The sequence below is a fragment of the Methylobacterium sp. TK31 genome (assembly GCF_055361545.1).
In genome coordinates this window covers 1,462,692-1,488,937 of record NZ_CM143964.1, presented here as the reverse complement: position 1 = coordinate 1,488,937, position 26,246 = coordinate 1,462,692, and the positions used below count along the sequence as shown (strand labels likewise).

Genomic DNA, 26,246 nt, shown 5'->3' with positions numbered 1-26,246 from the left:
AGGTCCCTCGCCGGACCGTGCCATTGTGGGACTCCCATGAAGCATCCGACCAGCCGCCTGCTCCACGCCTACTGGGACAAGCTGCGGCACGCCCGCGCCGCGCCGGAGCGCAGCGAGATCGAGCCCGGCGAGATCCGCAACCTCCTGGCCGACAGCCTGATCCTCGAGGTCGACATGGCGCGCGGGGCGGCCTCGGTCCGGCTGGCCGGCACCCATGTCTGCGCCCTGTTCGGGCGCGAGCTGAAGGGCCGGGACTTCGCCGGCCTCTGGGGTCGGCCCGACGCCGATCCGTGGCTGCTGGTCGAGGCCGTGGCCCTGGACACGGTCGGGGTCGTGGCCGGCCTGCAGGGCCTGACCGAGCGCGGCGAGGGCATCGACCTCGAACTCCTGCTGCTGCCCCTGCGCCACCACGGCGAGACCCAGTCCCGCATCCTGGGCGCCCTCAGCCCGACCTGCGTGCCGCACTGGCTCGGCATCCGGCCCCTGACGCAGATCCGCACCACCTCCCTGCGCATCCTCGGCCACGAGGCCGCCCCGGCCTACCGCGATGCGCAGGCGACCCTGCAGGACCTGCCCGAGCCCGCCAACGACAGCGCCCCCCTCCGGCGCGGCCACCTCCTCGTCCATCCCGGCGGACGCGCCTGAACCGGGCAAACCTTATCGTAACCAGCGACCGGTAGCCTGACGGGCAGTGAAGCCTCGAAACGAGTCGCCCTGTTCCCATGATCGAGGTCGCCGCCCGTCCGCCCGCGAGGCTGCCCCGTGACGTCCGGATCTCGGACCTGCGCCGGCACCACCGCGTCAAGGTCTCCATGCTGGGGCGCTACATGCTGGCGGACCGGCGGGAATACCCCTGCCAGACCGTCGACATGTCCCCGGGCGGGGTCCGCCTCACCTGCGCCGTCACCGGCGAGGTCGGCGAGCGCGTGGTGCTCTACCTCGAGCATGTCGGCCGGATCGAGGGCACCATCGCCCGCCTCATCCCCGGGGGCTTCGCCGTCCGCCTCAGCGCGACGCCGCGCAAGCGCGACAAGATCGCCTCGCAACTGACCTGGCTCGCCAACCGGGAGAGCCTCGGGCTGCCGGAGGGCCGCACGCACGAGCGCCTGACGCCCCTGGTCACGGGCGTCCTCCTGCGCCTGGAGAGCGGACGCGAGGTGTCGGCCCGGATCATCGACATCTCGATGTCGGGTGTCGCGCTCGCCACCGGCAGCACCCCGGCGATCGGCATGAGCCTGATGGTCGGGCGGACCCCCGGGCGGGTGGTGCGCCATTTCGAGGGCGGCATCGGCGTGCACTTCATGCTGCCGATCTCCGCCGACCTGTTCCACGAGGGGCTGATCCTCTGAGGTCGCCCGCCCCCGGCCCTACGGGTCGGTGAGGGGCAGGCCGCGGCTGGCCGGGCTCCAGTGCAGGTCCGGTGTCGTCGCGAACAGGCGCCGGTGGGCGATCACCGCGTAGGTGTCGGTCATGCCCGCGATGTAGTCGGCGACCCGGCGGGCGATGCGTCCCGCCTCCGCCCCCTCCAGGCCCGCCGACCATTCCTCCGGCATCGCGCCGGGCTCGTCCGTGAACCGCGCGAACAGGTCGGACACGATGTCGTTGGCCTTGGCCCGCACCGCGAGCACGCCGGGGTGGCGGTACATGCGGGCGAACAGGAAGGTCTTGATCTGCGCATCCGCCCGCGTGATCGCCTCCGAGAAGGCGACGACCGGCTCCGGCGCCGCCCGGATATCCGCCACCGAGGCCGGATTCAGCGCGGCGAGGCGCCGGGTGCTCTCGGCGATCACGTCCTCCACGAAGCGGGTGATGACGCGCCGTGCCAGCTCGTGGATCTTCCGCGAGGGCTCCAGGTTCGGGTACAGCCCCTCGATCTCGTCGAGGAGGCCGCGCAGGAACGGCACCGCGGCGAGGTCGGCGAGGTCGAACAAGCCGGCGCGCAGGCCGTCGTCGAGGTCGTGGCTGTCGTAGGCGATGTCGTCGGCGAGCGCCGCGGCCTGCGCCTCGGGGCCGGCGAAGCGGGCGAGTTCGAGGTCGTTGAGAGCGTCGTATTCGAGGATCGCGGCCGGGATGCCGCGGCCCGTCCAGCGCCGGGTCGGGCGCCCGTCCGGCTCCAGCAGCGGGCCGTTGTGCTTGACGAGCCCCTCCAGGGTCTCCCAGGCGAGGTTGAGCCCGTCGAAGCCGGCGTAGCGCCGCTCCAGCCGGGTGACGATGCGCAGGGCCTGGGCGTTGTGGTCGAAGCCGCCATGGTCCGCCATGCAGGCGTCCAGGGTGTCCTCTCCCGTGTGCCCGAAGCAGGTGTGGCCGAGGTCGTGGCTGAGGGCCAGCGCCTCGGCGAGGTCCTCGTCGAGACCGAGCGCCCGGGCGAGCGCCCGGGCGATCTGGCTCACCTCCAGGGTGTGGGTCAGCCGCGTCCGGTAATGGTCGCCCTCGTGGTGGACGAAGACCTGGGTCTTGTGCTTGAGGCGCCGGAAGGCGGAGGAATGGATGATGCGGTCGCGGTCGCGCTGGAAGTCGCTGCGCGTGGGCGAGATCGCCTCGGGGATCAGGCGCCCGCGGGTGGCCGCCGGGTCGGTGGCATAGGGCGCCCGCCAGCGCTCGCCGCGCCGCCGGGCCTCGCCCCGCCCAGTCTCATCCGCCTGCATCACGTCTCGCCGCCCCCATTCGATCGACCGGAAGAGTTCCGCCGGGCCTCGGCCCGGCCCCCGACGCGCCGTCGCGTTGCAGCATCGGCCCCCCAGGCATATCTTGTGTGTCCCACCCGTTGTTCCAACGCCGCCCCGGCCCGCGACCGGCCGGGACGGCCGGCGGATTTCGAGAGCACCCCGCGAGACTATCCCCGATGGCCGACATCACCCTGACGCCCCGCGCCGCCAAGCGCATCAACGAGATCATGGGTGCCGAACCGCCCGGCGCCTCCCTGCGGATCAGCGTGAACGGCGGCGGCTGCTCGGGCTTCTCCTACGCCTTCGACATTGAGCGGGCGCGGGCCGCCGACGACGTCGCGATCGAGCGCGACGGCGCCACCGTCCTGGTCGACCCGATGTCGCTGGAATACATGAGCGGTTCGACCATCGATTTCGTGAACGACCTGATCGGCCAGTCCTTCAAGATCGAGAACCCCCAGGCCACCGCCTCCTGTGGCTGCGGAACCTCGTTCTCGCTGTGAGTGCGGCGCGGCCCCCGCGGGGGCCGCTCCCGCGATTGCCTCCCGCGTGAAACTGCGGCACGGATGGGCCTTCTCCCCGACGCCTCCGGGCCTTTCCCCCTGAAAGCGCCTCTTCGCCAGCGATCCGGATAAGCCCATGACCTGCTCGAAAGGCCGCCCCCTCCGCGCGTGGGCGACCGGTGCCTCGGCCTGCGTCCTCGTCCTCCTCGGTGCGGGGACCGCCGTGCGGCCCGGGCCGGCCCAGGCCCAGGAGGCGGCCTCGGCGGTCCAGGACGTCACCCTGCAGGACGTGACCCTGGCCTTCGGCGACACGGTGCTGCGGGCGCCGCGCCTCACCGCCAGCGGCACCCGCCTCTCGAAGGACGAGCTCACCGCCCTGCTGAAGCCCGGCCCCGGTGAATCCTGGGCCTCCCGCCTCGTGCGCCTCGACGCCGCGAGCCTGGCGATGCCCGAGTTGCGGGTGGAGCGCACCGGCACCGCCGGGGCGACGCCGGTGGTCACCTATCGCGACGTGGTCGCCCGCGACGTCCGCGCCGGGCGCATCGCCGAACTCACCGCCGCCGGCGCCGCGATCCTCCTGGAGGGCGGTCCCCAGAAAGGCACCGGCACCTACGGCCGGATGCGCGCCACCGATCTCGACCTCACCGTGCTCGCCCGCCTCTACGGCGAGGCGGGCGACGGCAAGAGCGCCCTGCAGCGGATCTACGCCACCTTCGCGGTCGACGACGTCGCCTACGTGGATGCCCAGGGCACCGCCGTGAAGATCGCCCGGATCGAGGGCCGCGACCTCAGCGGCCGGCAGATCCCGGCGACCTGGACCGGCGCGCTCCAGGCCTTCACGGCCGTGGACTACGAGCGGCTCGCCCCCCCCGAGCGCTCGCGGCTGATGAGCCTCGGGGCCGACCTCGCCGAGGCGATCTCGGTGGGCTCCCTGGAGGCCAGTGGCCTCAGCGTCCAGGAGGCCAAGCCCCGCGACGCCTTCAGCCTCGGCATCGGCCGCCTCGGCCTCACCGGCGCCGGGCTCCACCTGGAGGACATCAGCTTCGCCGGCATCGACGGTGCCAAGGCCCGCCTCGCCCGGCTCTCCCTCGACGGCTTCTCCCTCGGCCCGACGGTGGCGGCCCTGCGCAAGCTGTCCGCCCTGACCACGCCGCCCTCGGAGGCCGAGCTGCGCCTGCTGACGCCGGCCCTCGGCACCCTGGCCCTGAAGGATCTCAGCCTCGACCTGCCCGCCGAGGCGAAGGCGCCCCGTGATCCCGCCGACAGGACGCCCATCGACAGGACGCCCGCCGGCGGCACGGGGGCCGCCCCGACCCATGTCGGCCTGCGCGACGGCTCGATGAACTTCGCGACCCCGCGCGACGGGGTGCCCACGGCCGGGCGCCTCAGCCTGTCCGGCCTGACCCTGCCGGCCTCGGCGGTGGCCGGGGTACCCGGCCTCGGCTCCCTCGGCCTCTACGGCTACAGCGACCTCGACCTCGCCCTGGTGGCCGACACCTCCTGGGACGAGGCCGCCCGCGAGCTGAAGCTCGCCGAGGTCTCGGTCTCCGGCAAGGACATGGGCAGCCTGCGCATCAACGGCATGCTCGGCGGCATCGGCCCGGAGGTCTTCAACCCGGACGTGGCGGTGTCGAGCTTCGCCATGCTGTCGGCCACCGCCAAGGCGCTGGACCTCACCATCGAGAATACCGGCCTGTTCGACCGCTTCATCGCCGCCCAGTCGAAGGTGCTCAGCCTCAAGCCCGAGGAGCTGAAGCAGGAATACGTCACCGCGAGCGTGTTCGGCGTGCCGGCGATCCTGGGCAATTCGGCGGGCGCCAAGGCGGTGGGCGCCGCCATGGGCCAGTTCGTGACCAAGCCCGGCACCCTCTCCCTCAGCCTGCGGCCCAAGAACGCCGCCGGCATCGGCATGCTGGAATTCACCGCCGCCCCGACCCCGGCGGCCCTGTTCGACCGCCTCGAGGTCAACGCCAAGGCCAATTGAGCCGCGGCGCATCGAGCCCAAAGGTCATCGGGCCCGAGGCCCGTCGGAGCCGGCCGGGCCGGGGTCACGCCGCCCGGCGGACCGGGGCGGCGGCGGCCACGCAGGCCTGCGCCAGGGCGTCGGTGGCATCGAGCAGGACCGCGCCCAGGGGCTCCGCCGGGTCGGTCAGGGCGAGCGGGATCTCGGTGCAGGCCATCACCACCTGCCGGCAGCCGTCCGCGACCAGCGCCGCGGCCGCGGCCTGCAGGAGGGGCCGGGCCTCGGCGCCCCGCCCCGCCTTGACGAGGCGGACCGCCCGCATCACCGCCGCCTGGTCCGCTGGGGCGCGGCAGGTGAAGCCGTGGCGGCCGAGATGCCGGGGATAGAGCCCCGCCCGGAGGGTGCCGTCGGTGGCGAGCAGGCCCACCGGCCCGCCCGCCAGGCCCCGGCGGGCGAGCGCCGCCGCCACCGCGTCGACGATGTGCAGGATGGGGACGGGCGTCAGGGCCTGGAGCGCCCCGTGCCAGTGATGCGCGGTGTTGCAGGGGATCGCCATGCGGGTGGCGCCGGCCGCCTCCAGGCGGCGCAGGGCCAGGGTCATCGCCGGCAGCGGGTCGGGCCCCTGCCCCAGGATCGCCCGGGTCCGGTCGGGAATGTCGGCGGCCTGGGCCACCATCACGGCGAGATGGTCCTGATCACGGGCGGCGGGCGTCGCCTCCACGAGCTTGCGCAGGAAGTCCACCGTCGCCATCGGCCCCATGCCGCCGAGCACGCCCAAGATCTCGCGTCCCGCCATCGTCCCCGTCCTCGTCGTGCGTCCCGACGGAGGGATGCGCGAAGACCGGCGCGGGGGCCAATGCCGAGTCGGAACGCCCCATGCGGGTTCGGACTAACCCGCCCCAAGCGTTATGCGGGTTCGGACTAACCCGCCCCATGGGTCTCATACGGGTCCGGACGGACCCGTCTCCGCCGCCGCCCAGATCGCCGCCACGGCGGCCCGCGTCCTGGGCCCGTGGGTCTTGGCGGCGTTGCGGTAGAGCCGGATCTCCAGGGGCACCGCGGGTCCCGCTGTGACGAGGCGCCCCTCGGCGAGTTCGCGGGTGACGAGGCTGCGCGGCACGAAGGCGAGGCCGTGGCCCTCGAGCGCCATGCATTTCAGGGCCTCGGCCATCGGGTTGGCATGGGCCACCGGCCCCGGCGGCAGGCCGAGCTCGGCCTCGGCGAGCTGGCTGACGCGCCCCAGGAAGGAATCCCGTCCGTACCCGAGGCGCGGCACCGGCCCGTTCTGCGCCAGGTCCGGGCTGCGCACCGGAACCAGCGCGTCGGCGCCGACGACCCGGTGGGGATAGAGCTCCGGGTCGAGGGGGATCGGCACGCCCGGATGGTGGAAGGTCAGGAGGAAGTCCGAGCCGCCTTCCACCAGGGCCTGGAGGCAATCGTGGAAGTCGTCCGGCAGGAGCCGCGTCGCCACCGGTCCCGTGCGCGCGGCGAGGGCCCGGAACCAGGCGGGGAAGAACGTCAGCGCCAGGGTGTGCAGCCCGGCGATGCGCACCAGCGGCTCGGCGGATTCGAGGCCCGCGCGCAGGTCCGCCCGGGCGCCGAGGAGCACCCGCACGCTCTCCTCGGCGGTGTCGCGGAAGCGGCGTCCCTCCGGGGTCAGGGTGGTGGGATAGGTGCTGCGATCGACGAGGTTCACCCCGAGCCAGAGCTCCAGGGCCCGGATGCGCCGGCTGAAGGCCGACTGGGTGACGTGGCGGGCCTCCGCCGAGCGGGAGAAGCTGCGGGTCTGGGCGAGGCTGAGGAAGTCCTCCAGCCACTTCAGCTCCACGATGTCAGTCCCACGACGCGCGCCCGCGCCGGTTCAGGCGAGTTCGCGCACCACCACCCGGCCGCGCTCGGCCGAGAGGGCGAGGCGGCCGCTCTTCAGGGCCAGGGCCTTCTCGCCGAACAGGGCCCGGCGCCAGCCGTGCAGCACGGCCACGTCGGCCGCGTCGTCCTCCGCGATGGCCTCGAGATCCTCCACCGTGGCGATGATCTTGGGGGCGACCCCTTCGGTCTCGCAGACGGCCTTCAGCAGGACCTTGAGCAGCTCGACCAGCGCGCCGTTGCCGCCCCGGCCGCGGCTGCGCTCGGGCAGCGCGATGTCCGAGAGGTCGCGGGCGAAGCCGCGCTCCACCGCCGCCAGGATGTCGGTGCCGGTGCGCGAGCGCTCGAAGCCGGCGGGGATCGAGCGCAGGCGCCCCAGCGCCTCGACGCTGCGCGGGGCCGAGGTGGCGACGTCGATCACCGCCTCGTCCTTGAGGATGCGCCCGCGCGGCACGTTGCGGCTCTGGGCCTCGCGCTCGCGCCAGGCGGCGACCTCCATCAGCACCGCGATCTCGCGCGGCTTGCGCATCCGGCCCGACAGGCGCCGCCAGGCCGAGCCCGGGTCGGCCTTGTAGGTGTCCGGCGAGGTGAGCACGCTCATCTCCTCGTCGAGCCACTCGCCGCGGTCGGTGGAGAGGAGCTGGCCCGCCAGCACCTCGTAGACCTTCACCAGGTGGGTGACGTCCGAGAGGGCGTAGCTGAGCTGGGCGTCCGAGAGCGGCCGGCGCGACCAGTCGGTGAAGCGCGAGGACTTGTCGATCTTGGCCTTGGCCACGTCGTTGACGAGCTGCTCGTAGGAGACCGAGTCGCCGTAGCCGCAGACCATGGCGGCGACCTGGGTGTCGAAGAAGGGCTGCGGCAGCAGGCCCCCGAGGAGCCAGATGATCTCCAGGTCCTGGCGGGCGGAATGGAACACCTTCACCACGCCCTCGTCGGCCATCAGCGCGAAGAACGGCGCGAGGTCGAGATCGGGCGCGAGCGGGTCGACGAGCACCCCCGTCCCGTCCGGCGCCGCCATCTGGATGAGGCAGAGCTTCGGATAGTAGGTCGTCTCGCGCATGAACTCCGTGTCGACGGTCACGAAGGAATGGGCGGACAGGCGGGTGCAGGCCTCGGCCAGGGCCGCAGTGGTGGCGATCAGATCCATGAATCGGCTATACCGAAGGTTCTCGTCCCAGGCGAGGGACGCCGGACCCGGTCACCAGAATTCGCGCCCGCGAATACCTCTAGGCGGCGACCTCGCGCGGCCCGTCGCGCGTCTTGACCGGGCGCCGCCGCGCCGCCAGCGCCCGGACATGGGCCGCGCGCTCCCGGCGCTGCGCCTCGGCCCGGGCGAGGAGCCAGTCGAGGATGCCGGCCTCGATCCGCGTGGCGCTGGCCGGGTCGGTGAGCCGGCGGATGCGGTCGGCGCGAAAGCCCCGGTAGCCGCCCCGGCCCCGGTCGATGCCGCCCAGGAGCGTCCGGCCCGGCCCGAGCTTCAGCTCGCGCGCTTCCACCCGCCGGGTGCTCCAGGCCCCGCGCGAATCCTCGTAGACGATCTCGAAGGTGCCCTCGAGGGGCAGGACGCGCCACCGGCCCTCCTGCCGCTCGCCCGTGGCGGGCGCGGCGGCGGCCCCGGAAGCGGCCGCGGGAGCCTCTACCCCGGTCTGCCGCAGAATGTCGAAAAAAGCGTTGGAATTCATGGGACTAATATGGGAATCGCCGGGTGATTCCGGAAGGGTTCCGAGGCCGCGCCGGCCGGGTTTCGGCGGCCTTCGGGCCTCCCCCGCGCATCGCCGTCGCCTTGACTTCACCTCTCCCGCGTGAATGGTGCGCCGCTCAATCCCCAAAGCCCGTGATCCGTCAGCCCGTTATGCAGCAGCCCGTCATGCACCGTTACCGGACCCATACCTGCGGGGCGCTCCGGCCGTCCGATGTCGGCCAGAGCGTCCGCCTCTCCGGCTGGTGCCACCGCATCCGCGACCATGGCGGCGTGCTGTTCATCGACCTGCGCGACCATTACGGCCTGACGCAGTGCGTGGTGGATTCGGATTCGAAGGCCTTCCAGGCCGCCAACGCGGCGCGCTCGGAATGGGTCATCCGCATCGACGGCCGGGTCCGCACCCGTCCCGCCGGCACCGAGAACCCGGACCTGCCCACCGGCACGCTGGAGGTCTACATCGACGACCTCGAGGTGCTCGGCCCCGCGGGCGAGCTGCCGATGCCGGTCTTCGGCGACCTCGACTACCCGGAGGAGACGCGGCTCAAGTACCGCTTCCTCGACCTGCGGCGCGAGAAGCTGCACGCCAACATCATGAAGCGCGGCGCGATCATCGACAGCCTGCGCCGGCGCATGCGCGAGGGCGGCTTCTTCGAGTTCCAGACGCCGATCCTCACCGCCTCCTCCCCGGAGGGCGCGCGCGACTACCTCGTCCCGTCCCGCGTCCACCCGGGCAAGTTCTACGCGCTGCCGCAGGCCCCGCAGCAGTTCAAGCAGCTGACGATGATCGCGGGCTTCGACCGCTACTTCCAGATCGCGCCGTGCTTCCGCGACGAGGATGCCCGCGCCGACCGGTCCCCGGGCGAGTTCTACCAGCTCGACATCGAGATGAGCTTCGTCACGCAGGAGGACGTGTTCCAGGCGGTGGAGCCGGTGCTGCGCTCGGTCTTCGAGGAATTCGCCGAGGGCAAGCGCGTCACCGGCACCTTCCCGCGCATCCCCTATGCCGAGGCGATGCTGAAATACGGCGTCGACAAGCCGGACCTGCGCAACCCGCTGATCATCGCCGACGTGACGGCCGAGTTCGCCCGCGAGGACGTGGCGTTCAAGGCCTTCAAGGGCGTGATCGCGTCCGGCGGCGTGGTCCGGGCCATCCCGGCCACGGGGGCCGCGACCCAGCCGCGCTCGTTCTTCGACAAGCTCAACGACTTCGCCCGCGCCGAGGGCGCCCCGGGCCTCGGCTACATCATCTTCGAGGACGACGGCGGCACGATCACGGGCAAGGGCCCGATCGCCAAGTTCATCCCTGCCGACGTGCAGGCGGCCCTTCGCGAAAAGACCGGCACCGGGGCCGGCGACGCGGTGTTCTTCTCGGCCGGCACCGAGGCCAAGGCGGCGGCCCTCGCCGGCAAGGCCCGCATCCGCATCGGCGACGAACTCGGCCTGTCCGACAAGGACCAGTACGCGTTCTGCTGGATCACCGACTTCCCGATGTACGAGTGGAACGAGGACGAGAAGCGGATCGACTTCTCGCACAACCCGTTCTCGATGCCGAACTTCGACCGGGAGGCGTTCCTCGCCCTCGACCCGGCGGATGCCGAGACGATCCTGAACATCAAGGCGTTCCAGTACGACATCGTCTGCAACGGCACCGAGCTGTCCTCGGGCGCGATCCGCAACCATCGCCCCGACGTGATGGAGAAGGCCTTCGGCATCGCCGGCTACGGCGTCGAGGTGCTGGAGGAGAAGTTCGGCGGCATGCTCAACGCCCTGAAGCTCGGCGCGCCCCCGCACGGCGGCATCGCGCCGGGCATCGACCGCATCGTCATGCTGCTCTGCGGCGAGCAGAACCTGCGCGAGGTCGTGCTGTTCCCCATGAACCAGCGCGCCGAGGACCTGATGATGGGCGCCCCCGCCGAGGCCACGCCGAAGCAGCTGCGCGAGCTCCACATCCGCCTCAACCTGCCCGAGAAGGGCGCCTGAGGCGACGAGACCGGCCTTCCCCGCGCGGGGAAGGCCCCGACCCCTGAGGCGCGCATGAGCCACCTCCTCCGTCCGGCCGAGGCACTGGTCCGCGCCGTGGCGATCCTCACGGCGCAGGGCTTCGCGGTGGTGGCCCGCAACACCCGGGGCGACAGCGTCTACCTCAAGCCCGAGGCCTGCGCCTTCGCCCTGCGGGTCTCGAACCATGCCCGCACGCCGAAGCAGCGCAAGAACCATCCCGACGCCATCACCAGCCTCGTCCTGCGCGACCCGACCTCCGAGGGCGCGCTGGCGGAGGCGGTGGCCGTGGCGGTGCGGAATTTTGCCGGTGAGCGGGCGAAGCGCGAGCGGGCACATCCGGTATGATCGGGAAGCCCGAGGCGTGATTCCCGACTCACCCACGCGTTGAGGACGACTCCTCGACGGGTGTCGCGTCTCGGCGATGGCGAGATGCGGACGACCAGACCGATGACGAACGCCAAGCAGATCAAACAGATTTTCGGACCCCTGGCAGCGCAGTATGACGACCTGAAACAGATCGGGTCCCACTATCTCTGGCTTCGTCCGGTTCGCCACGTGGCCCTGCGCGTCCTGATCGACCGCAGTTCACACAAGGACTTCTGTACGCCGCAATGGACGATGTTGCAGACCTTCATGCCGGGTTCCGATCTGCTGACGAGCATCGGCTATTCCGGCTACCTGCATCGTCCTGCATCGTCCCACGTGGTGGCATGGGACTGGTCGGACCCGACGATGATCGAGGATCTGCTCTCGGTCATCGCGACGGTCGCACTTCCCCGGCTTCGCGCAATCGATTCGCTGCCGGCCTTCTGGGCGGTCTACACCGACGGCACCGATCGCAAGGTGCCACAATGGCCGGAAACGCGCCTGATCTTCCACATCGCTCTCGGCGACCTGGTTGCGGCGCGGGCGCTCTACGAAGCCCTGGAGCCGGAGCTTCGCGAAAACCGGTATCCCGATGTCCCCTGGGTTCAGAAACGCCGCCGGATGGTCCTGAGCGTCGCCGAACCGCTCCTGGCCGACGACCGGGCCGCCCTCGCGACAATCCTGCACGGCTGGGAGGCGGACAACATCCGCGGCACCAAGCTCGAGCCTTACTGGGAGCCGACGCCGTTCCCGCTGGAGGACGCGTCGGCCTGAGGCTTCAGCCCTCGGCCGGTGCGTCGTCGCGAAAATACGGCTCCACGGGGCCCTTGAGCTTCACCGTCATCGGGTTTCCGGCCCGGTCCAGGGTCTTGCCGGCAGAGAGGCGGACCCAGCCCTCGCTGACGCAGTATTCCTCGACATTGGTCTTCTCGACGCCCTTGAAGCGGATGCCGATGCCGCGCTCGAGCATCTTCTCGTCGTAGTACGGGCTGTTGGGATTCACAGCGAGGCGGTCGGGGGGCGTATCGGACATCGTCGCGGGCCTTGGATCGTTTCACGTCGTGTGGGGCGGGAGCGCAAGCGGGTACGGGATTCGGCGTCCTCCCGCAACGCCGGGCCGATTCCGGAGTCCTGGCAGGAACACGATCGCCCGGCGCAGGACCATGGTCCGCCTCCACGATGGAACAAAACGCTCCGATCGTCAGCGTCGGACCGCGATCCGGGCGCGACAGGGAGGCCCCGCCGTAGGAGTTTGTGCCGATGGGGAAACCGGCCCGAACGGCGGGCGGGCACGGTCGATCCGGGGCTTCTCGCGCGGGTTGCGCCCATCCGGCAGCCGGTGCAACAGGGGCCCGCAAGCGAAGATCCCGCCGATGATGGGAGACGCGCTCCGACGCCGGGGCAGCGCGCAATCCTCAGGAGGACGACCATGGGCGACAATATGTCCGACGATCTCAAGTCGGGAGCGCTCGTCTATCACCGACTGCCGCGGCCCGGGAAACTGGAGATCCAGGCGACCAAGCCGCTCGGCAACCAGCGCGACCTCGCGCTCGCCTACTCGCCCGGCGTCGCCGCCGCCTGCATGGCGATCCACGAGGATCCGCAGGAGGCCGCCACCCTCACCATCCGCCAGAACCTCGTCGCGGTGCTCACCAACGGCACCGCCGTGCTCGGCCTCGGCGACATCGGACCGCTGGCCTCGAAGCCGGTGATGGAGGGCAAGGCCGTCCTGTTCAAGAAGTTCGCCGGCATCGACGTGTTCGACATCGAGGTCGCCCAGCACGACGTCGGCAAGCTCGTCGACGTGGTCTGCGCCCTGGAGCCGACCTTCGGCGGCATCAACCTCGAGGACATCAAGGCGCCGGAGTGCTTCGAGGTCGAGGAGCAGTGCCGGGCCCGGATGAACATCCCGGTCTTCCACGACGACCAGCACGGCACCGCGATCATCGTGGCGGCCGCCGTCCTCAACGGCCTCGAGCTCGCCGGCAAGCAGCTCTCCGACGTCCGCATCGTCACCTCGGGCGCGGGCGCGGCGGCGCTGGCCTGCCTCAACCTGCTGGTGTCGCTGGGCGCCCGCGTCGAGAACATCACCGTCACCGACATCAAGGGCGTGGTCTACAAGGGCCGGCCCGAGCTGATGGACCGCTGGAAGGACGTCTACGCCCAGGAGACGCAGGCCCGGACGCTCGCCGAGGTCATCCCCGGCGCCGACGTGTTCATCGGCCTCTCGGCCGGCGGCGTGCTGAAGCCCGAATACCTGGAGAAGATGGCCGACAAGCCGCTGATCATGGCGCTGGCCAACCCCTATCCCGAGATCATGCCGGACTTGGCGCAGGAGAAGCGCCCCGACGCCATGATCTGCACGGGGCGCTCGGACTTCCCCAACCAGGTCAACAACGTCCTCTGCTTCCCCTACATCTTCCGGGGCGCCCTCGACGTCGGCGCCACCTCGATCAACGAGGAGATGAAGCAGGCCGCCGTGAAGGCGATCGCGGCGCTCGCCCGCGAGACGCCCTCCGACGTGGTCGCCCGCGCCTATGGCGGCGAGGCCCGGCCCTTCGGCCCGCGCTCGCTGATCCCGAGCCCGTTCGACCCGCGCCTGATCCTGCGCATCGCCCCCGCCGTGGCCCAGGCCGCGATGGATTCGGGCGTCGCCGGGCGCCCCCTGGAGAACGTCCAGGCCTATACCGACAGCCTCGACCGCTTCGTCCACCGCTCGGGCTTCATCATGAAGCCGATCTTCTCCAAGGCGAAGGAGAACCCCAAGCGGGTCATCTACACCGAGGGCGAGGACGAGCGCGTGCTGCGCGCCGCCCAGGCGATCTGCGAGGACAAGGTCGCGCGGCCGATCCTCGTCGGCCGGCCCCGCGTGATCGAGACCCGGATCAAGCGCTTCGGCCTCTCCCTCCGGCAGGGCGTCGATTTCGACCTCATCGATCCCGAGGACGATCCGCGCTACCGCGACTACGTCGCCACCTACCTGGAGGCCGCCGGACGGCGCGGCATCACGCCGGACGCCGCCCGCACCCTGGTGCGCACCAACAACACCGTGATCGGCGCCATCGCGGTGCGCCGCGGCGAGGCGGACGCGCTGATCTGCGGCCTCGAGGGCCGCTTCGAGACCCGCCTGCGGGTGATCCGCGACGTGATCGGTCTCGCCCCGGGGGTGCTCGACTTCGCCGCCATGAGCCTGATCGTGACCAAGGAGGGCGCCTACTTCCTCGCCGACACCCATGTCCGCACGGATCCCAGCGCCGAGGAGATCGCCGACGTCGCCGTGGCCTGTGCGGAGCATGTCAGCCGCTTCGGCCTGACCCCGAAGATCGCGCTCCTCAGCCATTCGGATTTCGGCCAGTCGGATTCGCGCTCCGCGGTGAAGATGCGCACCGCCCTGGGGCTGATCCGCGAGCGCCGGTCCGACCTCGAGGTCGACGGCGAGATGCAGGCCGATTCCGCCCTCTCGGAGATGATCCGCGACCGGGTGATGCCGGCCTCGCGCCTGAAGGGAGCGGCCAACGTGCTGATCCTGCCGAACCTGGATGCGGCCAACATCGCCTTCCAGTTCGCCAAGGTGCTGGCCGACGCGCTGCCCGTCGGGCCGCTGCTCATCGGCCCGGCCAAGCCCGCCCACATCCTGTCGCCCTCGGTCACCGCCCGCGGCATCGTCAACGTCACGGCCGCCGCCGTGGTCGAGGCGCAGGCGGCCGATGTCGGCGCCAGCCCGGTCCTGGCCGAGCCCGGCGTCGGGCCGACCTCGGCGTAGGCGGGGGGCGGGCGCGGCTTCCGGCAAGGGGGAGACCCGCGCGCCGGACGCAGGGGCGGCGGCCGATCCGCCGCCTCGCCCCGGCAGCCCAAATGCGATAGCCCTGCGCGTGAGGGAGCGTGCGACGGCCGGGCGCGAGTCCGGTGCGTCATCGCGGGCACGGGAGACACGGGATGCAACTCGGCATGATCGGCCTCGGCCGGATGGGCGGCAACATCGTCCGCCGGCTCCTGCGGGACGGGCATCAGGCGGTGGTCTTCGACCAGAACCCGGAGGCGGTTGCCGCCCTGGTGGCGGAGGGCGCGACGGGGGCGGACAGCCTCGAGGACTTCGTCGCCAAGCTCTCCGCGCCCCGCGCCGCCTGGGTGATGCTCCCGGCGGGCGCCATCACCGAGGCCACGGTGAAGACCCTCGGCGGCCTGATGGCCGCGGACGACATCGTCATCGACGGCGGCAATTCCTTCTACAAGGACGACATCCGCCGCGCCGCCGAACTGAAGGGCGCCGGCATCCACTACGTCGACGTCGGCACCTCCGGCGGCGTCTGGGGCCTGGAGCGCGGCTACTGCATGATGATCGGCGGCGACACGGCCGCCCTGGAGCGCCTCGACCCGATCTTCCGGACCCTGGCGCCCGGCCTCGGCACCATCCCCAGGACCCCGGGCCGCGAGGGCCGCGACCCGCGGGCGGAGGCGGGCTACATCCATGCCGGCCCGAGCGGGGCGGGCCACTTCGTCAAGATGGTCCACAACGGCATCGAGTACGGCCTGATGCAGGCCTATGCCGAGGGCTTCGACATCCTCCGGCACGCCAATTCCGAGGACCTGCCCGAGGCCCAGCGCTTCGACCTGAACATCGGCGACATCGCCGAGGTCTGGCGCCGCGGCAGCGTGGTCTCGTCCTGGCTCCTCGACCTCACCGCCGGGGCCCTGGCCCAGGACGAGCACCTGGAGAACTTCTCCGGATTCGTCGCCGATTCCGGGGAGGGGCGCTGGACCCTGAACGCCGCCATCGAGGAATCGGTGCCGGCCAACGTGCTCTCGGCCGCCCTCTACGCACGCTTCCGCTCCCGCGAGGAGGCGAGCTACGCCGACAAGCTGCTCTCGGCCATGCGCAAGGGCTTCGGCGGGCACCAGGAGCCGAAATAGCGCCGCAGCGCTCCGGGGCCGGGGCCTCCCCGGCCCCCCTGCTCCTGTGCCCTCCGCTCCTGTGCCCCCTGCCCCGACGTCCCGTCCGCATCGAGGTCCCGCGCCCATGATCCCCCTGCCCGAGGCCGCCGAGATCCTGCCCGATGCCGCCGCGGTGGCGGAGGCCGCCGCCGAACGCCTCGTCGCCCTGTGCGGCTCGGCGCCGCGCCGCGAGATCGCGGTCTGCCTCTCCGGGGGCTCGACGCCGAAGCGCCTCTATGCCCGGCTCAGCCAGCCGGCGTACCGGGCGCGGCTGCCCTGGGAGCGCCTGCACTGGTTCTTCGGCGACGACCGGATGGTGCCGTGGACCGACCCGGCGAGCAACGTCCGCATGGCGCGCGAGGCCTTCGGCGACGCGCCCATCCCCGAGGGCCACCTGCACGGGATGGAGACGGGCGGCACGCCGGAGGCGGGCGCGCGCGCCTATGCGGAGACCCTGCGGGCGTTCTACGGCGCGGCCGTCCTCGACCCGGCCCGGCCCCTGTTCGATCTCGTCCTCCTCGGCCTCGGCGAGGACGGGCACACCGCCTCGCTCTTTCCGGCCAAGCCGGCGCTGGCGGAGCGCCACGCCTGGACGGCGCCGGTGCCGGAGGCGGGGCTCGCCCCCTTCGTGCCGCGCATCACCCTCACCTTCCCGGCCCTCGCCTCGGCCCGCGAGACCCTGGTCCTCGTCACGGGGGCCGGGAAGCAGGAGCCCCTGCGCCGGCTCGCGCGCGGCGAGGACCTGCCCGCCCGGCACCTGCGCAGTGTTGGCCGGCTCGTCTGGCTGGTGGACCGGGAGGCGGCCGGGGCCTGATCTACGCGAAATCAGAGCGTCGCCGCCCCGAGTCATCGCTTCACTGACAAAAAGGATTGATTTGTCGGTATCGGTGAGCGAACACTTGCCGATTGCCGGAATCTCCCGGTTTCGCAACGCTGTGCCATGGGCGTGGAGTCTTCCGACGGCCTGTCCCGCCGCCCTGCCCGGCGGCCGCGCCGCGCATCCCATCACCGGATCGGGCCGCTGCGCTCGGTCTCCGAGGCCGCGCCCCATCCGATCCTGCGCGGCATGCGCGCCGGTGCCCTCGCGGGCCTCGCCCTCGTGGCCGTGCTCGGCCTGCCGGTCCTGCTGATCCTCACCGTGAAGACGCCCTACCCGGTCGCGGACGAGGCGCCCGCCCCGGCCCGGGTCTGGGCCGCCGAGCCGGTCGCCCGGGCATCCGCCGAAGCTCTGCCCGTACCGTCGCCGGCATCCTCGCCCACCCCCCTGGCGACTGCGGCACCTTCGGCGAACGCCAGGCCGGCCCCGATCGTCACGGCCGTGGCCGAGCCGGCGGCGATCCCCGCCGCCCCCGCGTCCGGCGGCGCCCGCGCGGAGCGTCCGGCCCTCAGCCTCGACCTGATTCCGGTGCTCGACGACGAGAGCGGCGACCTCACCATCGAAGGGCCGGCGGCGCCCGCGGCCCCGGTGGTCAAGCCGGCCCGGCCGGCCCGCGCCGCGGCGGCCAAGCCGCCCAAAGCCCCCTGAAACGGCCTCCCCTCCGGCCAGGCCGAAGGCCGCCATCCCGAACCGGTCGGGCGGAGGCCCACGCATGACGAACCCGCCGCGACGCAGGTCGGGCGGGTCGAGGTCGTCGGACGTCCCGGGTGGGGTCAGGCGGCGCGCCGGACCGGAGCGCGGGTGTTGTCGTTGAGGGCGACGAACATGCCGGCGGAGCCCGTATCGGCGGCGACCGGCGGCGCGGCCTCGTCGTCGATCAGCAGGGCCAGCATCGGGCCGATGGCGACGGCGGCCAGGCCGAGAACGAACAGAGACAGCATCCTGGAACCCCGGTGACGGTGCGCATTCTCCTTATCGCACTGCACAACGGAATTTGGTATGCCTTATACCGCACTGCGGTCATGCGGCCGGAGCCGGGCTGACGGACGCACATCCGGGCCCTGCCGGGCGGGCCGGCGCGGGCCCTGCCGGGGAGGTCGGCGCGGGCCTACCGATGCACCGGTTCGCCGACGATCGGCGGCAGCGGCAGCAGGTAATATCCGCCGACCAGCAGGATGGCCGAGAGGACGAGGCCGAGGGACGAGACGTACAGCACGGTGAAGACGTCGCGGTTCAAGTCGGCCGTCTGCAGCACGACGATCGCGAAGGGAATGCTCACCAGTGCGAGGAGGACGGAGAGGGCCATCTCGGAACCTTTGGCGGGGGAAGGCGGACCGAGCCGGCTCGGAATCGCCCGGGGCGCGGACGGCATCGAGCCGGGCTCAGGGCCCGGCTCGAGCGGAGGATGTCGCACCGGCCGGTCCCGGCGGGAGGCCGGGCGGCGCCCCGGCCCGCGGGCCGGAGCGCCGCCCGGGATCAGGCGTGGGCCAGCACGCCGGCCGGCTGCACCACGCCCTGCGCGGCGTGGTGGCGCTTCAGCATCGGCCGCAGCACGGCGATGGCGAGGAAGGCCGCCACGAGGTCCATCACCGCCACGGTGTAGAGCACCGTCGCCCAGGTGCCGGTCGCCTGCATCAGCAGGTTGCCCACCGGCACGAACAGCGCGGCGAAGCCCTTGGCGCAGTAGAGCACGCCGTAGATCTTGCCGATGTGCTTGGAGCCGAAGGTGTCGGCGGCGGTGGCGCTGAACAGGGAGTAGACCTCGCCCCAGGCCAGGAACACGATGCCCGAGAGGATGACGAAGGCCCACGGGTTGGTGCCGAAATAGCCGAGCGCGACGATGCCGAGGCCCTCCATGGTGAAGGCGATGAACATCGTCTTCTCGCGGCCGATCCGGTCCGAGACGTAGCCAAAGAGCGGGCGCGAGATGCCGTTCATCACCCGGTCGAGCATCAGCGCGAAGGGCAGAGCGGCCATGGCGAAGAAGTACAGGTTGACCTGGAACTCCTTCACGCCGAGGTCCTGCGCGATGACGCCGAGCTGGGCCACCGCCATCAGGCCGCCCGTCACCGTGCAGGTGAACATCAGCAGCATCACCCAGAAGACCGGCGTGCGCAGGGCTTCCCGCAGGGTGTAGTCGCGCCGGGTCTGCAGCACATTGGTGGAAAAGGTGACCTGGCCCTTGGCGGGCGACCGCAGGCCCAGGGCCGCCAGCATGATGATGCCGCCCTGGATCAGGCCGAAGATGAAGAACGCCTGGGCGTAGCTGCCCTGGGAAATCATGTTGGCGATCGGGATGATCGTCAGCGCCGAGCCCGCGCCGTAGCCGCCGGCCGTCAGGCCGACCGCGAGGCCGCGCTTGTCCGGGAACCACTTGAGGGCGTTGTTGATGCAGGTGGCGTAGACGCAGCCGACGCCGATGCCGCCCGCCACCGAGCCGGCATAGAAGCCGCTGAGCGAGGTGGCGTAGGAATTGATCACCCAGGCGAGGCCGGTCATCAGGCCGCCGAACAGCACCACGCGGCTCGGGCCGTACTTGTCGATGAAGTAGCCCTCGATCGGCGTCAGCCAGGTCTGGACCACGACGAAGATGGTGAAGGCGACCTGGATCGCCGCGCGATCCCAGCCGAAGGTCTTCTGGATCTCGGGAACGAAGAGCGTCCAGGCATATTGTATATTGGCCGCCGCGACCATGCAGGCCACGCCGAGGATCAATTGCAACCATCGATTGACGGATGGCTTCGTCATAGGGGGCGCGGCAGCAGTCATCGCCATGAGCTCGTTTCCTCGTTCTGCTTGAGACGGGATGCGTTTTGCTGAAGATCCCGATTGAAATGTTCGATTGCGGCCCGCACGCCTGAGGCGAATCCTGTGGTTCACTTGTCGGGCAGCGCACCTGCATTATTTGGTATGCCACGGATCGGTGCAAGCAGAATAATTCTACACTGGACCGCGATTTTTCGGGATTAAACACGGTGCCGGCGCGTTTATCGCCTCGGACCCAGTCCTGGCCCGATTCGTTCCTGATCAGGGCGCGGCCGATCGACGGATGATCTCCGGCGGCGTCGTGACTTGCTGTCCTGTGCCTGTCCCCGGGCGCGCCGTTCCTTGGCGGGACTTGGACGATGCCAGGATCTTGTTGCGGAGCGGGATCGACAGCGTCCCGCTCCGGGCGGCCCGGGTTCCTATCGTGGCAGGCGCAGGAGGCGCGGCCGCCAGATGCCGAGCACGACATTGGCCGTCGCCACCGCCAGCAGCACCCAGAGGGTGTTGCGCTCCGGCCCGAGGGTCGCCGCGAGCGTGGCGGGGTCGACCCGGCCGGCCAGCGCCAGGGCGCTCTGCTCCGCCTCCTGGCGCATCGGCCCCTGCACGTAGACCAGCACGCCTTCGAACATCAGCACCCCGGTGGCGAGCTTCAGCCAGGCCCAGCCCGCGTTGAGGAAGCCGCGGTTCAGGGTCATGGCCAGCAGGCCGGAGACCAGGGTCAGCGCGAGGCTCGGCAGGACGATCCAGGTGGCGACCGCCCCCATGGCGGCCCGCGCCGCGGCGTAGCCGTCCAGGGCGCTCGGCGGCGGCGCCACGCCGAGCATGACCACGAGGGCCGCCATCGCGCCCATCAGGCCGGTCGCCCCCATGGTGTGGAGGAACTTCATCAGGCGTCGCTTCATGCGTCCGGCTCCCATCGGGACCGGCCGATCCTAAGCCGGACAGGCGGAGTCGCGGTAGGCGGGTCGGACAGGCGCCGCGATCCCGGCCCTCAGCCCTCCCGGTCGGGCGCCACGTGGATGCGGGCGCCGGCCTCGGCCAGGCGCCGCAGCTGCTCGCGCGGCTCGGGCGAATCCGTCACCAGGGTCCAGTCGCGCGGAAGCGGCGCCCAGGCGGTCTGCTCGGCGCGGCCGAGCTTGCCGGCATTGGCCAGCACGATCACCTCGCGCGCCTGGCGCATCATTAGGGACTTGAGGGCGACCTGGTCGAGGCTCGCCTCACACAGGCCGCGCCCGGCCACGACGCCGTCGGCGCTGAGGATGGCGCGGTCCGCCGTCATCAGGCGCAGGGCCTCGATGGCCAGGGGCCCGACGGTGCTCATGCTGGTGGCCCGCAGGGCGCCCCCGAGGACGACGAGGTCCAGGTCCGGGGCCTCGGCCAGGAAGGGCAGCAGCGCGAGGTTGTTGGTGATGATGCGCAGCCGCCGCTTGGCCAGGAGCTGGCCGAAGGCCGCCACGGTCGAGCCGGCATCGAGGATCAGCGTGTCGCCATCCGCCACGAGATCCAGGGCGGCGCGGGCGATCGCCCGCTTCTCGGCGCCGTTCACGGCGAGCCGCTCGGTGAGGGTGGTCTCGGGCGGGTGGCGCGTCAGGATCGCCCCGCCATAGGTCCGGCGCACGCCCCGGTTGGCCGAAAGGTGCTGCAGGTCGCGGCGGACCGTGGAGGCGGAGACCTTCAGGCGGGCCGCGACGTCGTCGACGTCGATCTCGCCGACGCTCAGCGCCTCCAGCAGCAACGCCCGACGCTCCTGGCTGCGCATCGACATGGGGTCCTGGCCTTCCCGGATTCGGTCCCTCGTCATGGCCGAGGCCGCGGCCGCTGGCCAGGGCGTTTCGCCCGGACCAGCCATCGCGCCGCGGGACGGCCCCGGCCTCAGGCGGCGATCGATTTCGGGGCGAGGTCGACGGCCTGGCGCAGCGCCTCGATCAGGCTGCGCTCGTCCGCGATGCCCTTGCCGGCGATGTCGAAGGCGGTGCCGTGGTCGACGGAGGTGCGGATCACCGGCAGGCCCACGGTGATGTTCACCCCCGCCTCGAGCCCCAGGACCTTGATCGGGCCGTGGCCCTGATCGTGGTACATCGCCACCACCATGTCGTAGTCGCCCCGCCCGGCGAGGAAGAACAGCGTGTCGGCGGGCAGCGGCCCGCGCACGTCCCAGCCCTTGGCCTGGCAGGCCGCGATGGCCGGAGTGATCTTCTCCGCCTCCTCGCCGCGCCCGAACAGGCCGTTCTCGCCCGCATGGGGATTGATCGCGCAGACGCCGATCTTCGGATCGGCGATGCCCGCCTTCACCAGCACGGCGTGGCCGCGGGCGATGACGCGCTCGACGAGGCCGGGCTCGATCTTCGCGATGGCGTCGATGAGGCCGATATGGGTGGTGACGTGGATCACCCGCAGCTTGGGCGAGACCAGCATCATCGAGACCTCCGGCGTGCCCGTGAGATGGGCGAGGAGCTCGGTATGGCCCGGAAACCGGTGGCCGGCGGCGTGCAGCGCCTCCTTGGACAGGGGCGCCGTGCAGATGCCCTGGGCCTGCCCGGCCTGCACGACCTCCACCGCCTTCTCGATGTAGCGGTAGGCCGCCTCTCCGGCCGCCGGCGAGACCTGCCCGAACGGCAGGTCGGCAGGCACCACCTTGAGGTCGAGGCACTGCACCGCCCCGCCGTCGAAATCCGCCTCCCCGGCCGCGGACAGAGAATCGACCGCGAGGCCGGAGCCGACGATCCGGCCGGCCTGCCGCAGGCGCTCGGCATCGCCGATGACCAGGGGCCGGCACGCGGCCTGGACCTCGGCATGCCCGAGGGCCTTCATGATGATCTCCGGCCCGATGCCGGCGGGATCGCCCATGGTGATCGCGAGGGTGGGACGGGTCATGAGGCGGGTCCTTCGGTTCTGGCGGCGCGCAGGCGCTCGCAAATGCGGATGAGGGAGTCGGCGTCGCCGAAGGCGCCGGCCTTGGTGGCGACCGGCACGGCGAGACGCCCCAGGGTCAGGCCCAGGGAGACGCCGGGCTCGATCTCGTCGACGAGGCGGATGCCGTCGACGCCGAATCGCGCCAGCAGCGCGGCGGCGGTCTCGCCGCCGGTGGCCGCCACGGCGCCGATCCGACCCGCCACCGGGTCGAGGGCCTCGGCGAGGCTTCGCGCCAGGCGCGGGCCGAGGGTCATGTCGGGTTCGTCCGCCATGGCGATCTCCACCAGGGCGTCGCCGCCGGCCTCGAGGATGGCGGCGACCCGCTCGGCGAAGGCCGCCCGATCCGCGCCGCCGCCGAGCAGCGTCTCGGGGCTGACGGGCAGGTGGGTGACGCCCTCCCGCACCGCAAGCCGGCGGGCGGCCGCCCGGCTCGTGGCCGCCAGGGACCCGACCACGATCAGGCTGCCGAACCGGCTCGGCGCGAGGGCCGTGACGACGGGCCGGCTCGCCGGTGCCGTCGGGCAGGCGGCGAGGGCGTGCGCGAGGCCCGCGCTGCCGACGAAGAACGGGGCCGGCGCGATGCCCAGGCCCGCCGCCGCGATCCGGTCGAGATCCGCGTCGGTCTCGGCGTCGCAGACCGCGACGGCCGGGCCCGCGGTGGCGATCCGGGCGAGGGCGCCGGCGAGGTCGGGCCCGCGCACGGCCGCGAGCGGCACCGTCTCGCTGCGGATTCCGGCGGAGGCGAGGACGGCTCCGAGGTCGGCGCTGGCGTAGGTGTGGTCGCGCCGCCAGACCTCCGCCTCCTCCAGGGGGCGGCCGTCGACCCGGACCCGGCCCCCCAGGGTGGTCCGACCGGTGGCCGGGAAGGCCGGGGCGCAGATGCCGAAGGCGGACCCGTTCCGGGCCGCCAGGACCGCCATGGCGGCGGCGGTCTCGGCGGCGGGCTGGCCCCGGAGCGTCGAGTCGATCTTCTTGAACAGGAGCCGGTCCGGTTCGAGCCAGCGTCCGAGCAGGTCGGCGTGCCGCGCCGCCGCGGCCTCCCCGGACAGGCCGCGGCTGTCGGCGTCGTAGGCCAGCACCGCGAGGTCCCGGTCGGCGACGCCCGCGGCGGCCCCCCAGGTCACCGCCGCGTCGAGGCCCCGCCGCCCGAAGGCGATGGCGCAGTCGGCCGCCCCCGTCAGGTCGTCGGCGAGGATGAGCCAGCGGCGGGCCGGATCGGCGGAGGCCATGTCATCGGCGGAGGCCATGTCAGCGCCCGGCGACGGGCTGCGCGGGCGCGACGCCCTCCGGGGCCTCGGTCTCGGCCTCCACGTCGCCGCCGCCGAAGCGCCGGGAGGCCCAGGCCGTGGCGATCGGCACGAGGATCGCCGTGACCACGACGCAGGCCGCCACCAGGATCGTCGCCGGCCCGGCGGCGTCGGCATAGGCCGGGTTGGCGGAGGCGACGATCGCCGGCACGGCGGCGGCGTTGCCCGCCGTCGAGGCCGCGGCGATCCCGGCGACCCCGGTCCCGCCCGTGAGCCGGTCGGCGAAGAACAGCGGGATGCCGGTGACCACCACCACGGCGACGCCCATGGCGAGGCCGAGGAGGCCCGCCTGCCAGACCTTGGTCAGGTCGAGGCCGGCCCCGAGGGCGAAGGCGAAGAACGGGATCATCACGGGAATCGCCCGGCCGAGGAAGGCGCGCATCTCCCGGTCGAGATTGCCGATGATCATGCCGACGAGGAGCGGCAGGATGGCGCCCACCAGGGTCTGCCAGGGAAAGGCCGAGAGGCCGGCAACCCCGAGGGTCACCATGGTGAGGAAGGGGCCGCTCTCCAGGGACATCACGGTGTAGGCCCCGACGTCGCGCGGGCGGCCGTACTGGCCCATCAGCGCCATGTAGAGGCCCCCGTTGGTGTCGTTCATCGCGGCGACCACCGCCAGGGTGGAGAGGCCCGCGAACATGCCGGCCGCGACGGGCGCCTCGCCGAGGACCTGCCCGAAGACCAGCCCGAGGAGGATGGCGATGCCGACCTTCACGATCAGCAGCGTGCCGCCCTTCTTCATGATGTAGGGCGTGGCGCGGAAATCGATGCTGGCGCCCATGCAGACGTAGAAGACGGCCAGGATCGTCAGGGCGCCGGAGAAGAGCGCGCCCGTGAACGAGCCGAACAGCTTCGGGGTGCCGGGGAAGAACGTGGCGATCAGGGCGCCGGCCAGGAGCGGCACCACCATCATGCCGCCGGGCACCGCCTCGATGGCCCGCTTGATCGGAATCTGCATGCGCGTCTCCTCCGTGCGCATTTTGCGCAATTTTTTGAGTTTTAGTGATCTCGCGCGGATACCGAGTGAGTATTCGGCGGAACGACCCGCGTCATTCTGCGCATATTGCGCATGAGGTCAACAAAATTGCGTGATACGCGCAACCGTGAGCGGATGCTCCCCGGGGCGGGGCGCTCCATCGCCCGGGCTGCCGGATTCCCAGCGTCCGCCTTGGTGATCGGCCGCCGGGAGGGCAAGATCGGTCCGGTCCCAGGATCGACTTGGTCCCGAGATCGACTTGGTCCCGGGATCGACTTGGTCCCAGGACCGACCTGATCTTAGGACCGGCCTCCCCTCCCCTCCCCGCCCCGGACGGGCCGCGTTCCCGAAAAAAACCGAAGGTCCCCGCCGTGACCCCATCAGACGAGGCATCGCCAGCCATGACGACATCCCAGGCCCCGGGTTCTCCCGCCGGGACCGGCCGCGTGCCGAAGGTCGTGATCGTCGAGTTCATGGACGAGGCCGCCATCGCGGCCGAACTCGGCGGGTTCGCGACGCTCTACGACCCGGCCCTGGTCGACCGTCCGGAGGACCTGCGGGCGGCCCTGGCAGATGCGGACGCCCTCGTGGTCCGCAACCGCACCCAGGTGACCGCGGCGCTCCTGGCCGCCGCCCCTGGGCTGAAGGCGGTGGGGCGCCTGGGCGTGGGCCTCGACAACATCGATCTCGCCGCCTGCCGGGACCGCGGCGTCGCCGTCTATCCCGCCACCGGCGCCAACGACGTCGCGGTGGCGGAATACGTGATCGGCACCGCGATGCTGCTCCTGCGCGGCGCCTACGGTGCCAGCGCCGCGGTGGCGGCCGGGACCTGGCCGCGCAACGCCCTGATGGGCCGGGAGATCTCCGGCAAGCGCCTGGGCCTCGTCGGCTTCGGCGCCATCGCCCGCGAGACCGCCCGGCGCGGCCTCGCCCTCGGGATGCGGGTCTCGGCGCACGACCCCTTCCTGCCGGCCGACGACCCGGCCTGGCGGGTGGATGGCGGTCCGGTCGCGCCAGCCGATCTCGACAGGCTCATCGCCGGCAGCGACGTCCTGTCCCTGCACGTGCCGCTGACGCCCGAGACCCGGGGGATGATCGGCGCGGATGCCGTCGCCCGGATGCCGGCCGGGGCGGTGCTGATCAATGCGGCGCGGGGCGAGGTGGTCGACGGCGCGGCCGTGGCGGCGGCCCTGCGCGCGGGGCATCTCGGCGGGGCCGCCCTCGACGTCTTCCCGCAGGAACCCCTGGATGCCGCTGCGGGCGCGCCCTTCCGCGACGTGCCCAACCTCATCCTGACGCCGCACATCGCCGGGGTGACCCGGGAGTCGAACGTGCGCGTGTCCCGCGTGACGGCCCAGGCTGTGCGCCGCCACCTGTCCGGGGTCCGGACGCCATGACCATGACGGGC

At 72.0% G+C, this 26,246-nt stretch carries 26 protein-coding genes; 12 read left to right on the top strand and 14 right to left on the bottom strand.

Annotated elements, in window-relative coordinates; genetic code table 11:
• Positions 1-36 precede the first annotated feature (36 nt).
• Positions 37-645: a PAS domain-containing protein gene (locus ACXJY8_RS06855; protein ID WP_463777862.1), complete on the top strand. Its 609-nt coding sequence runs from the start codon at positions 37-39 to the stop codon at positions 643-645.
• A gap of 77 nt (positions 646-722) precedes the next feature.
• Positions 723-1,349 (top strand): PilZ domain-containing protein, encoded by a 627-nt coding sequence (locus ACXJY8_RS06850; RefSeq protein ID WP_463777859.1) that lies wholly within the window; start codon positions 723-725, stop codon positions 1,347-1,349.
• 18 nt (positions 1,350-1,367) lie between these two features.
• Here ACXJY8_RS06850 and ACXJY8_RS06845 read toward each other — a convergent pair whose 3' ends face one another.
• Positions 1,368-2,645, bottom strand: a complete 1,278-nt coding sequence (locus ACXJY8_RS06845; protein WP_463777856.1) for a deoxyguanosinetriphosphate triphosphohydrolase — start codon at positions 2,643-2,645, stop codon at positions 1,368-1,370.
• Between the two features lie 197 nt (positions 2,646-2,842).
• On the opposite strand from ACXJY8_RS06845, the gene erpA reads away from it, so the two are divergent.
• Positions 2,843-3,169, top strand: a complete 327-nt coding sequence (gene erpA / locus ACXJY8_RS06840; protein ID WP_056349834.1) for an iron-sulfur cluster insertion protein ErpA — start codon at positions 2,843-2,845, stop codon at positions 3,167-3,169.
• A 136-nt stretch (positions 3,170-3,305) separates the two neighbouring features.
• Positions 3,306-5,153, top strand: a complete 1,848-nt coding sequence (locus ACXJY8_RS06835; RefSeq protein ID WP_463777852.1) for an aq_1923 C-terminal domain — start codon at positions 3,306-3,308, stop codon at positions 5,151-5,153.
• A 64-nt stretch (positions 5,154-5,217) separates the two neighbouring features.
• On the opposite strand, the gene cuyB is transcribed toward ACXJY8_RS06835, so the two are convergent.
• From cuyB to ACXJY8_RS06815, 4 genes are all read right to left on the bottom strand, one after another.
• Positions 5,218-5,928 (bottom strand): cysteate racemase, encoded by a 711-nt coding sequence (cuyB, locus tag ACXJY8_RS06830; RefSeq protein WP_463777849.1) that lies wholly within the window; start codon positions 5,926-5,928, stop codon positions 5,218-5,220.
• Between the two features lie 144 nt (positions 5,929-6,072).
• Positions 6,073-6,960, bottom strand: coding sequence for a LysR family transcriptional regulator (locus ACXJY8_RS06825; RefSeq protein ID WP_463777847.1), 888 nt, complete (start codon positions 6,958-6,960; stop codon positions 6,073-6,075).
• Between the two features lie 33 nt (positions 6,961-6,993).
• On the bottom strand, positions 6,994-8,145 hold the full coding sequence (gene rnd, locus ACXJY8_RS06820) for a ribonuclease D (protein ID WP_463777845.1): 1,152 nt from the start codon (positions 8,143-8,145) through the stop codon (positions 6,994-6,996).
• A 79-nt stretch (positions 8,146-8,224) separates the two neighbouring features.
• Positions 8,225-8,680 (bottom strand): hypothetical protein, encoded by a 456-nt coding sequence (locus tag ACXJY8_RS06815; RefSeq protein WP_463777842.1) that lies wholly within the window; start codon positions 8,678-8,680, stop codon positions 8,225-8,227.
• A gap of 185 nt (positions 8,681-8,865) precedes the next feature.
• Between ACXJY8_RS06815 and aspS the strand changes: the two genes are divergently transcribed.
• The 3 genes from aspS to ACXJY8_RS06800 all read left to right on the top strand — a co-directional run bounded on the left by aspS (position 8,866) and on the right by ACXJY8_RS06800 (position 11,841).
• Positions 8,866-10,680 (top strand): aspartate--tRNA ligase, encoded by a 1,815-nt coding sequence (aspS, locus tag ACXJY8_RS06810; RefSeq protein WP_463777837.1) that lies wholly within the window; start codon positions 8,866-8,868, stop codon positions 10,678-10,680.
• A 54-nt stretch (positions 10,681-10,734) separates the two neighbouring features.
• On the top strand, positions 10,735-11,046 hold the full coding sequence (locus tag ACXJY8_RS06805) for a hypothetical protein (RefSeq protein ID WP_463777833.1): 312 nt from the start codon (positions 10,735-10,737) through the stop codon (positions 11,044-11,046).
• A gap of 102 nt (positions 11,047-11,148) precedes the next feature.
• Positions 11,149-11,841, top strand: a complete 693-nt coding sequence (locus ACXJY8_RS06800; protein WP_463777830.1) for a hypothetical protein — start codon at positions 11,149-11,151, stop codon at positions 11,839-11,841.
• A 4-nt stretch (positions 11,842-11,845) separates the two neighbouring features.
• Here ACXJY8_RS06800 and ACXJY8_RS06795 read toward each other — a convergent pair whose 3' ends face one another.
• Entirely contained in the window at positions 11,846-12,100 is a 255-nt protein-coding gene (locus ACXJY8_RS06795; RefSeq protein WP_108036089.1) for a DUF3297 family protein, read from the bottom strand.
• Positions 12,101-12,496: 396 nt separating this feature from the next.
• Here ACXJY8_RS06795 and ACXJY8_RS06790 point away from each other — a divergent pair, with 396 nt between their 5' ends.
• From ACXJY8_RS06790 to ACXJY8_RS06775, 4 genes are all read left to right on the top strand, one after another.
• Entirely contained in the window at positions 12,497-14,830 is a 2,334-nt protein-coding gene (locus tag ACXJY8_RS06790) for an NADP-dependent malic enzyme (protein ID WP_463777827.1), read from the top strand.
• Positions 14,831-15,003: 173 nt separating this feature from the next.
• A complete protein-coding gene (gene gnd / locus ACXJY8_RS06785) occupies positions 15,004-15,978 on the top strand; it encodes a phosphogluconate dehydrogenase (NAD(+)-dependent, decarboxylating) (RefSeq protein WP_463777823.1) in 975 nt (324 codons plus the stop codon).
• A gap of 106 nt (positions 15,979-16,084) precedes the next feature.
• A complete protein-coding gene (gene pgl / locus ACXJY8_RS06780; protein ID WP_463777820.1) occupies positions 16,085-16,813 on the top strand; it encodes a 6-phosphogluconolactonase in 729 nt (242 codons plus the stop codon).
• Between the two features lie 132 nt (positions 16,814-16,945).
• Positions 16,946-17,524 (top strand): hypothetical protein, encoded by a 579-nt coding sequence (locus ACXJY8_RS06775; protein WP_463777817.1) that lies wholly within the window; start codon positions 16,946-16,948, stop codon positions 17,522-17,524.
• A 125-nt stretch (positions 17,525-17,649) separates the two neighbouring features.
• Here the strand turns inward: ACXJY8_RS06775 and ACXJY8_RS06770 are convergent, their stop codons facing one another.
• The 8 genes from ACXJY8_RS06770 to ACXJY8_RS06735 all read right to left on the bottom strand — a co-directional run bounded on the left by ACXJY8_RS06770 (position 17,650) and on the right by ACXJY8_RS06735 (position 24,820).
• Positions 17,650-17,817 (bottom strand): hypothetical protein, encoded by a 168-nt coding sequence (locus ACXJY8_RS06770; protein ID WP_463777815.1) that lies wholly within the window; start codon positions 17,815-17,817, stop codon positions 17,650-17,652.
• 167 nt (positions 17,818-17,984) lie between these two features.
• A complete protein-coding gene (locus ACXJY8_RS06765) occupies positions 17,985-18,182 on the bottom strand; it encodes a hypothetical protein (RefSeq protein WP_463777812.1) in 198 nt (65 codons plus the stop codon).
• 170 nt (positions 18,183-18,352) lie between these two features.
• On the bottom strand, positions 18,353-19,651 hold the full coding sequence (gene oxlT, locus ACXJY8_RS06760; RefSeq protein WP_463777810.1) for an oxalate/formate MFS antiporter: 1,299 nt from the start codon (positions 19,649-19,651) through the stop codon (positions 18,353-18,355).
• A gap of 410 nt (positions 19,652-20,061) precedes the next feature.
• The gene (locus ACXJY8_RS06755) at positions 20,062-20,544 is read right to left on the bottom strand and encodes a hypothetical protein (protein ID WP_463777808.1); all 483 of its coding nucleotides are present in this window, start codon (positions 20,542-20,544) and stop codon (positions 20,062-20,064) included.
• 89 nt (positions 20,545-20,633) lie between these two features.
• Positions 20,634-21,407, bottom strand: a complete 774-nt coding sequence (locus ACXJY8_RS06750) for a DeoR/GlpR family DNA-binding transcription regulator (RefSeq protein ID WP_463777806.1) — start codon at positions 21,405-21,407, stop codon at positions 20,634-20,636.
• A 107-nt stretch (positions 21,408-21,514) separates the two neighbouring features.
• A complete protein-coding gene (pdxA, locus tag ACXJY8_RS06745; protein ID WP_463777803.1) occupies positions 21,515-22,516 on the bottom strand; it encodes a 4-hydroxythreonine-4-phosphate dehydrogenase PdxA in 1,002 nt (333 codons plus the stop codon).
• Positions 22,513-23,802 (bottom strand): four-carbon acid sugar kinase family protein, encoded by a 1,290-nt coding sequence (locus tag ACXJY8_RS06740; protein ID WP_463777800.1) that lies wholly within the window; start codon positions 23,800-23,802, stop codon positions 22,513-22,515. The genes pdxA and ACXJY8_RS06740 overlap by 4 nt, the downstream gene beginning before the upstream one ends.
• Position 23,803: 1 nt before the next feature.
• Positions 23,804-24,820, bottom strand: coding sequence for a 2-keto-3-deoxygluconate permease (locus ACXJY8_RS06735; RefSeq protein WP_463777798.1), 1,017 nt, complete (start codon positions 24,818-24,820; stop codon positions 23,804-23,806).
• Positions 24,821-25,284: 464 nt separating this feature from the next.
• On the opposite strand from ACXJY8_RS06735, the gene ACXJY8_RS06730 reads away from it, so the two are divergent.
• Positions 25,285-26,235, top strand: coding sequence for an NAD(P)-dependent oxidoreductase (locus ACXJY8_RS06730; RefSeq protein WP_463780447.1), 951 nt, complete (start codon positions 25,285-25,287; stop codon positions 26,233-26,235).
• Positions 26,236-26,246 lie beyond the last annotated feature (11 nt).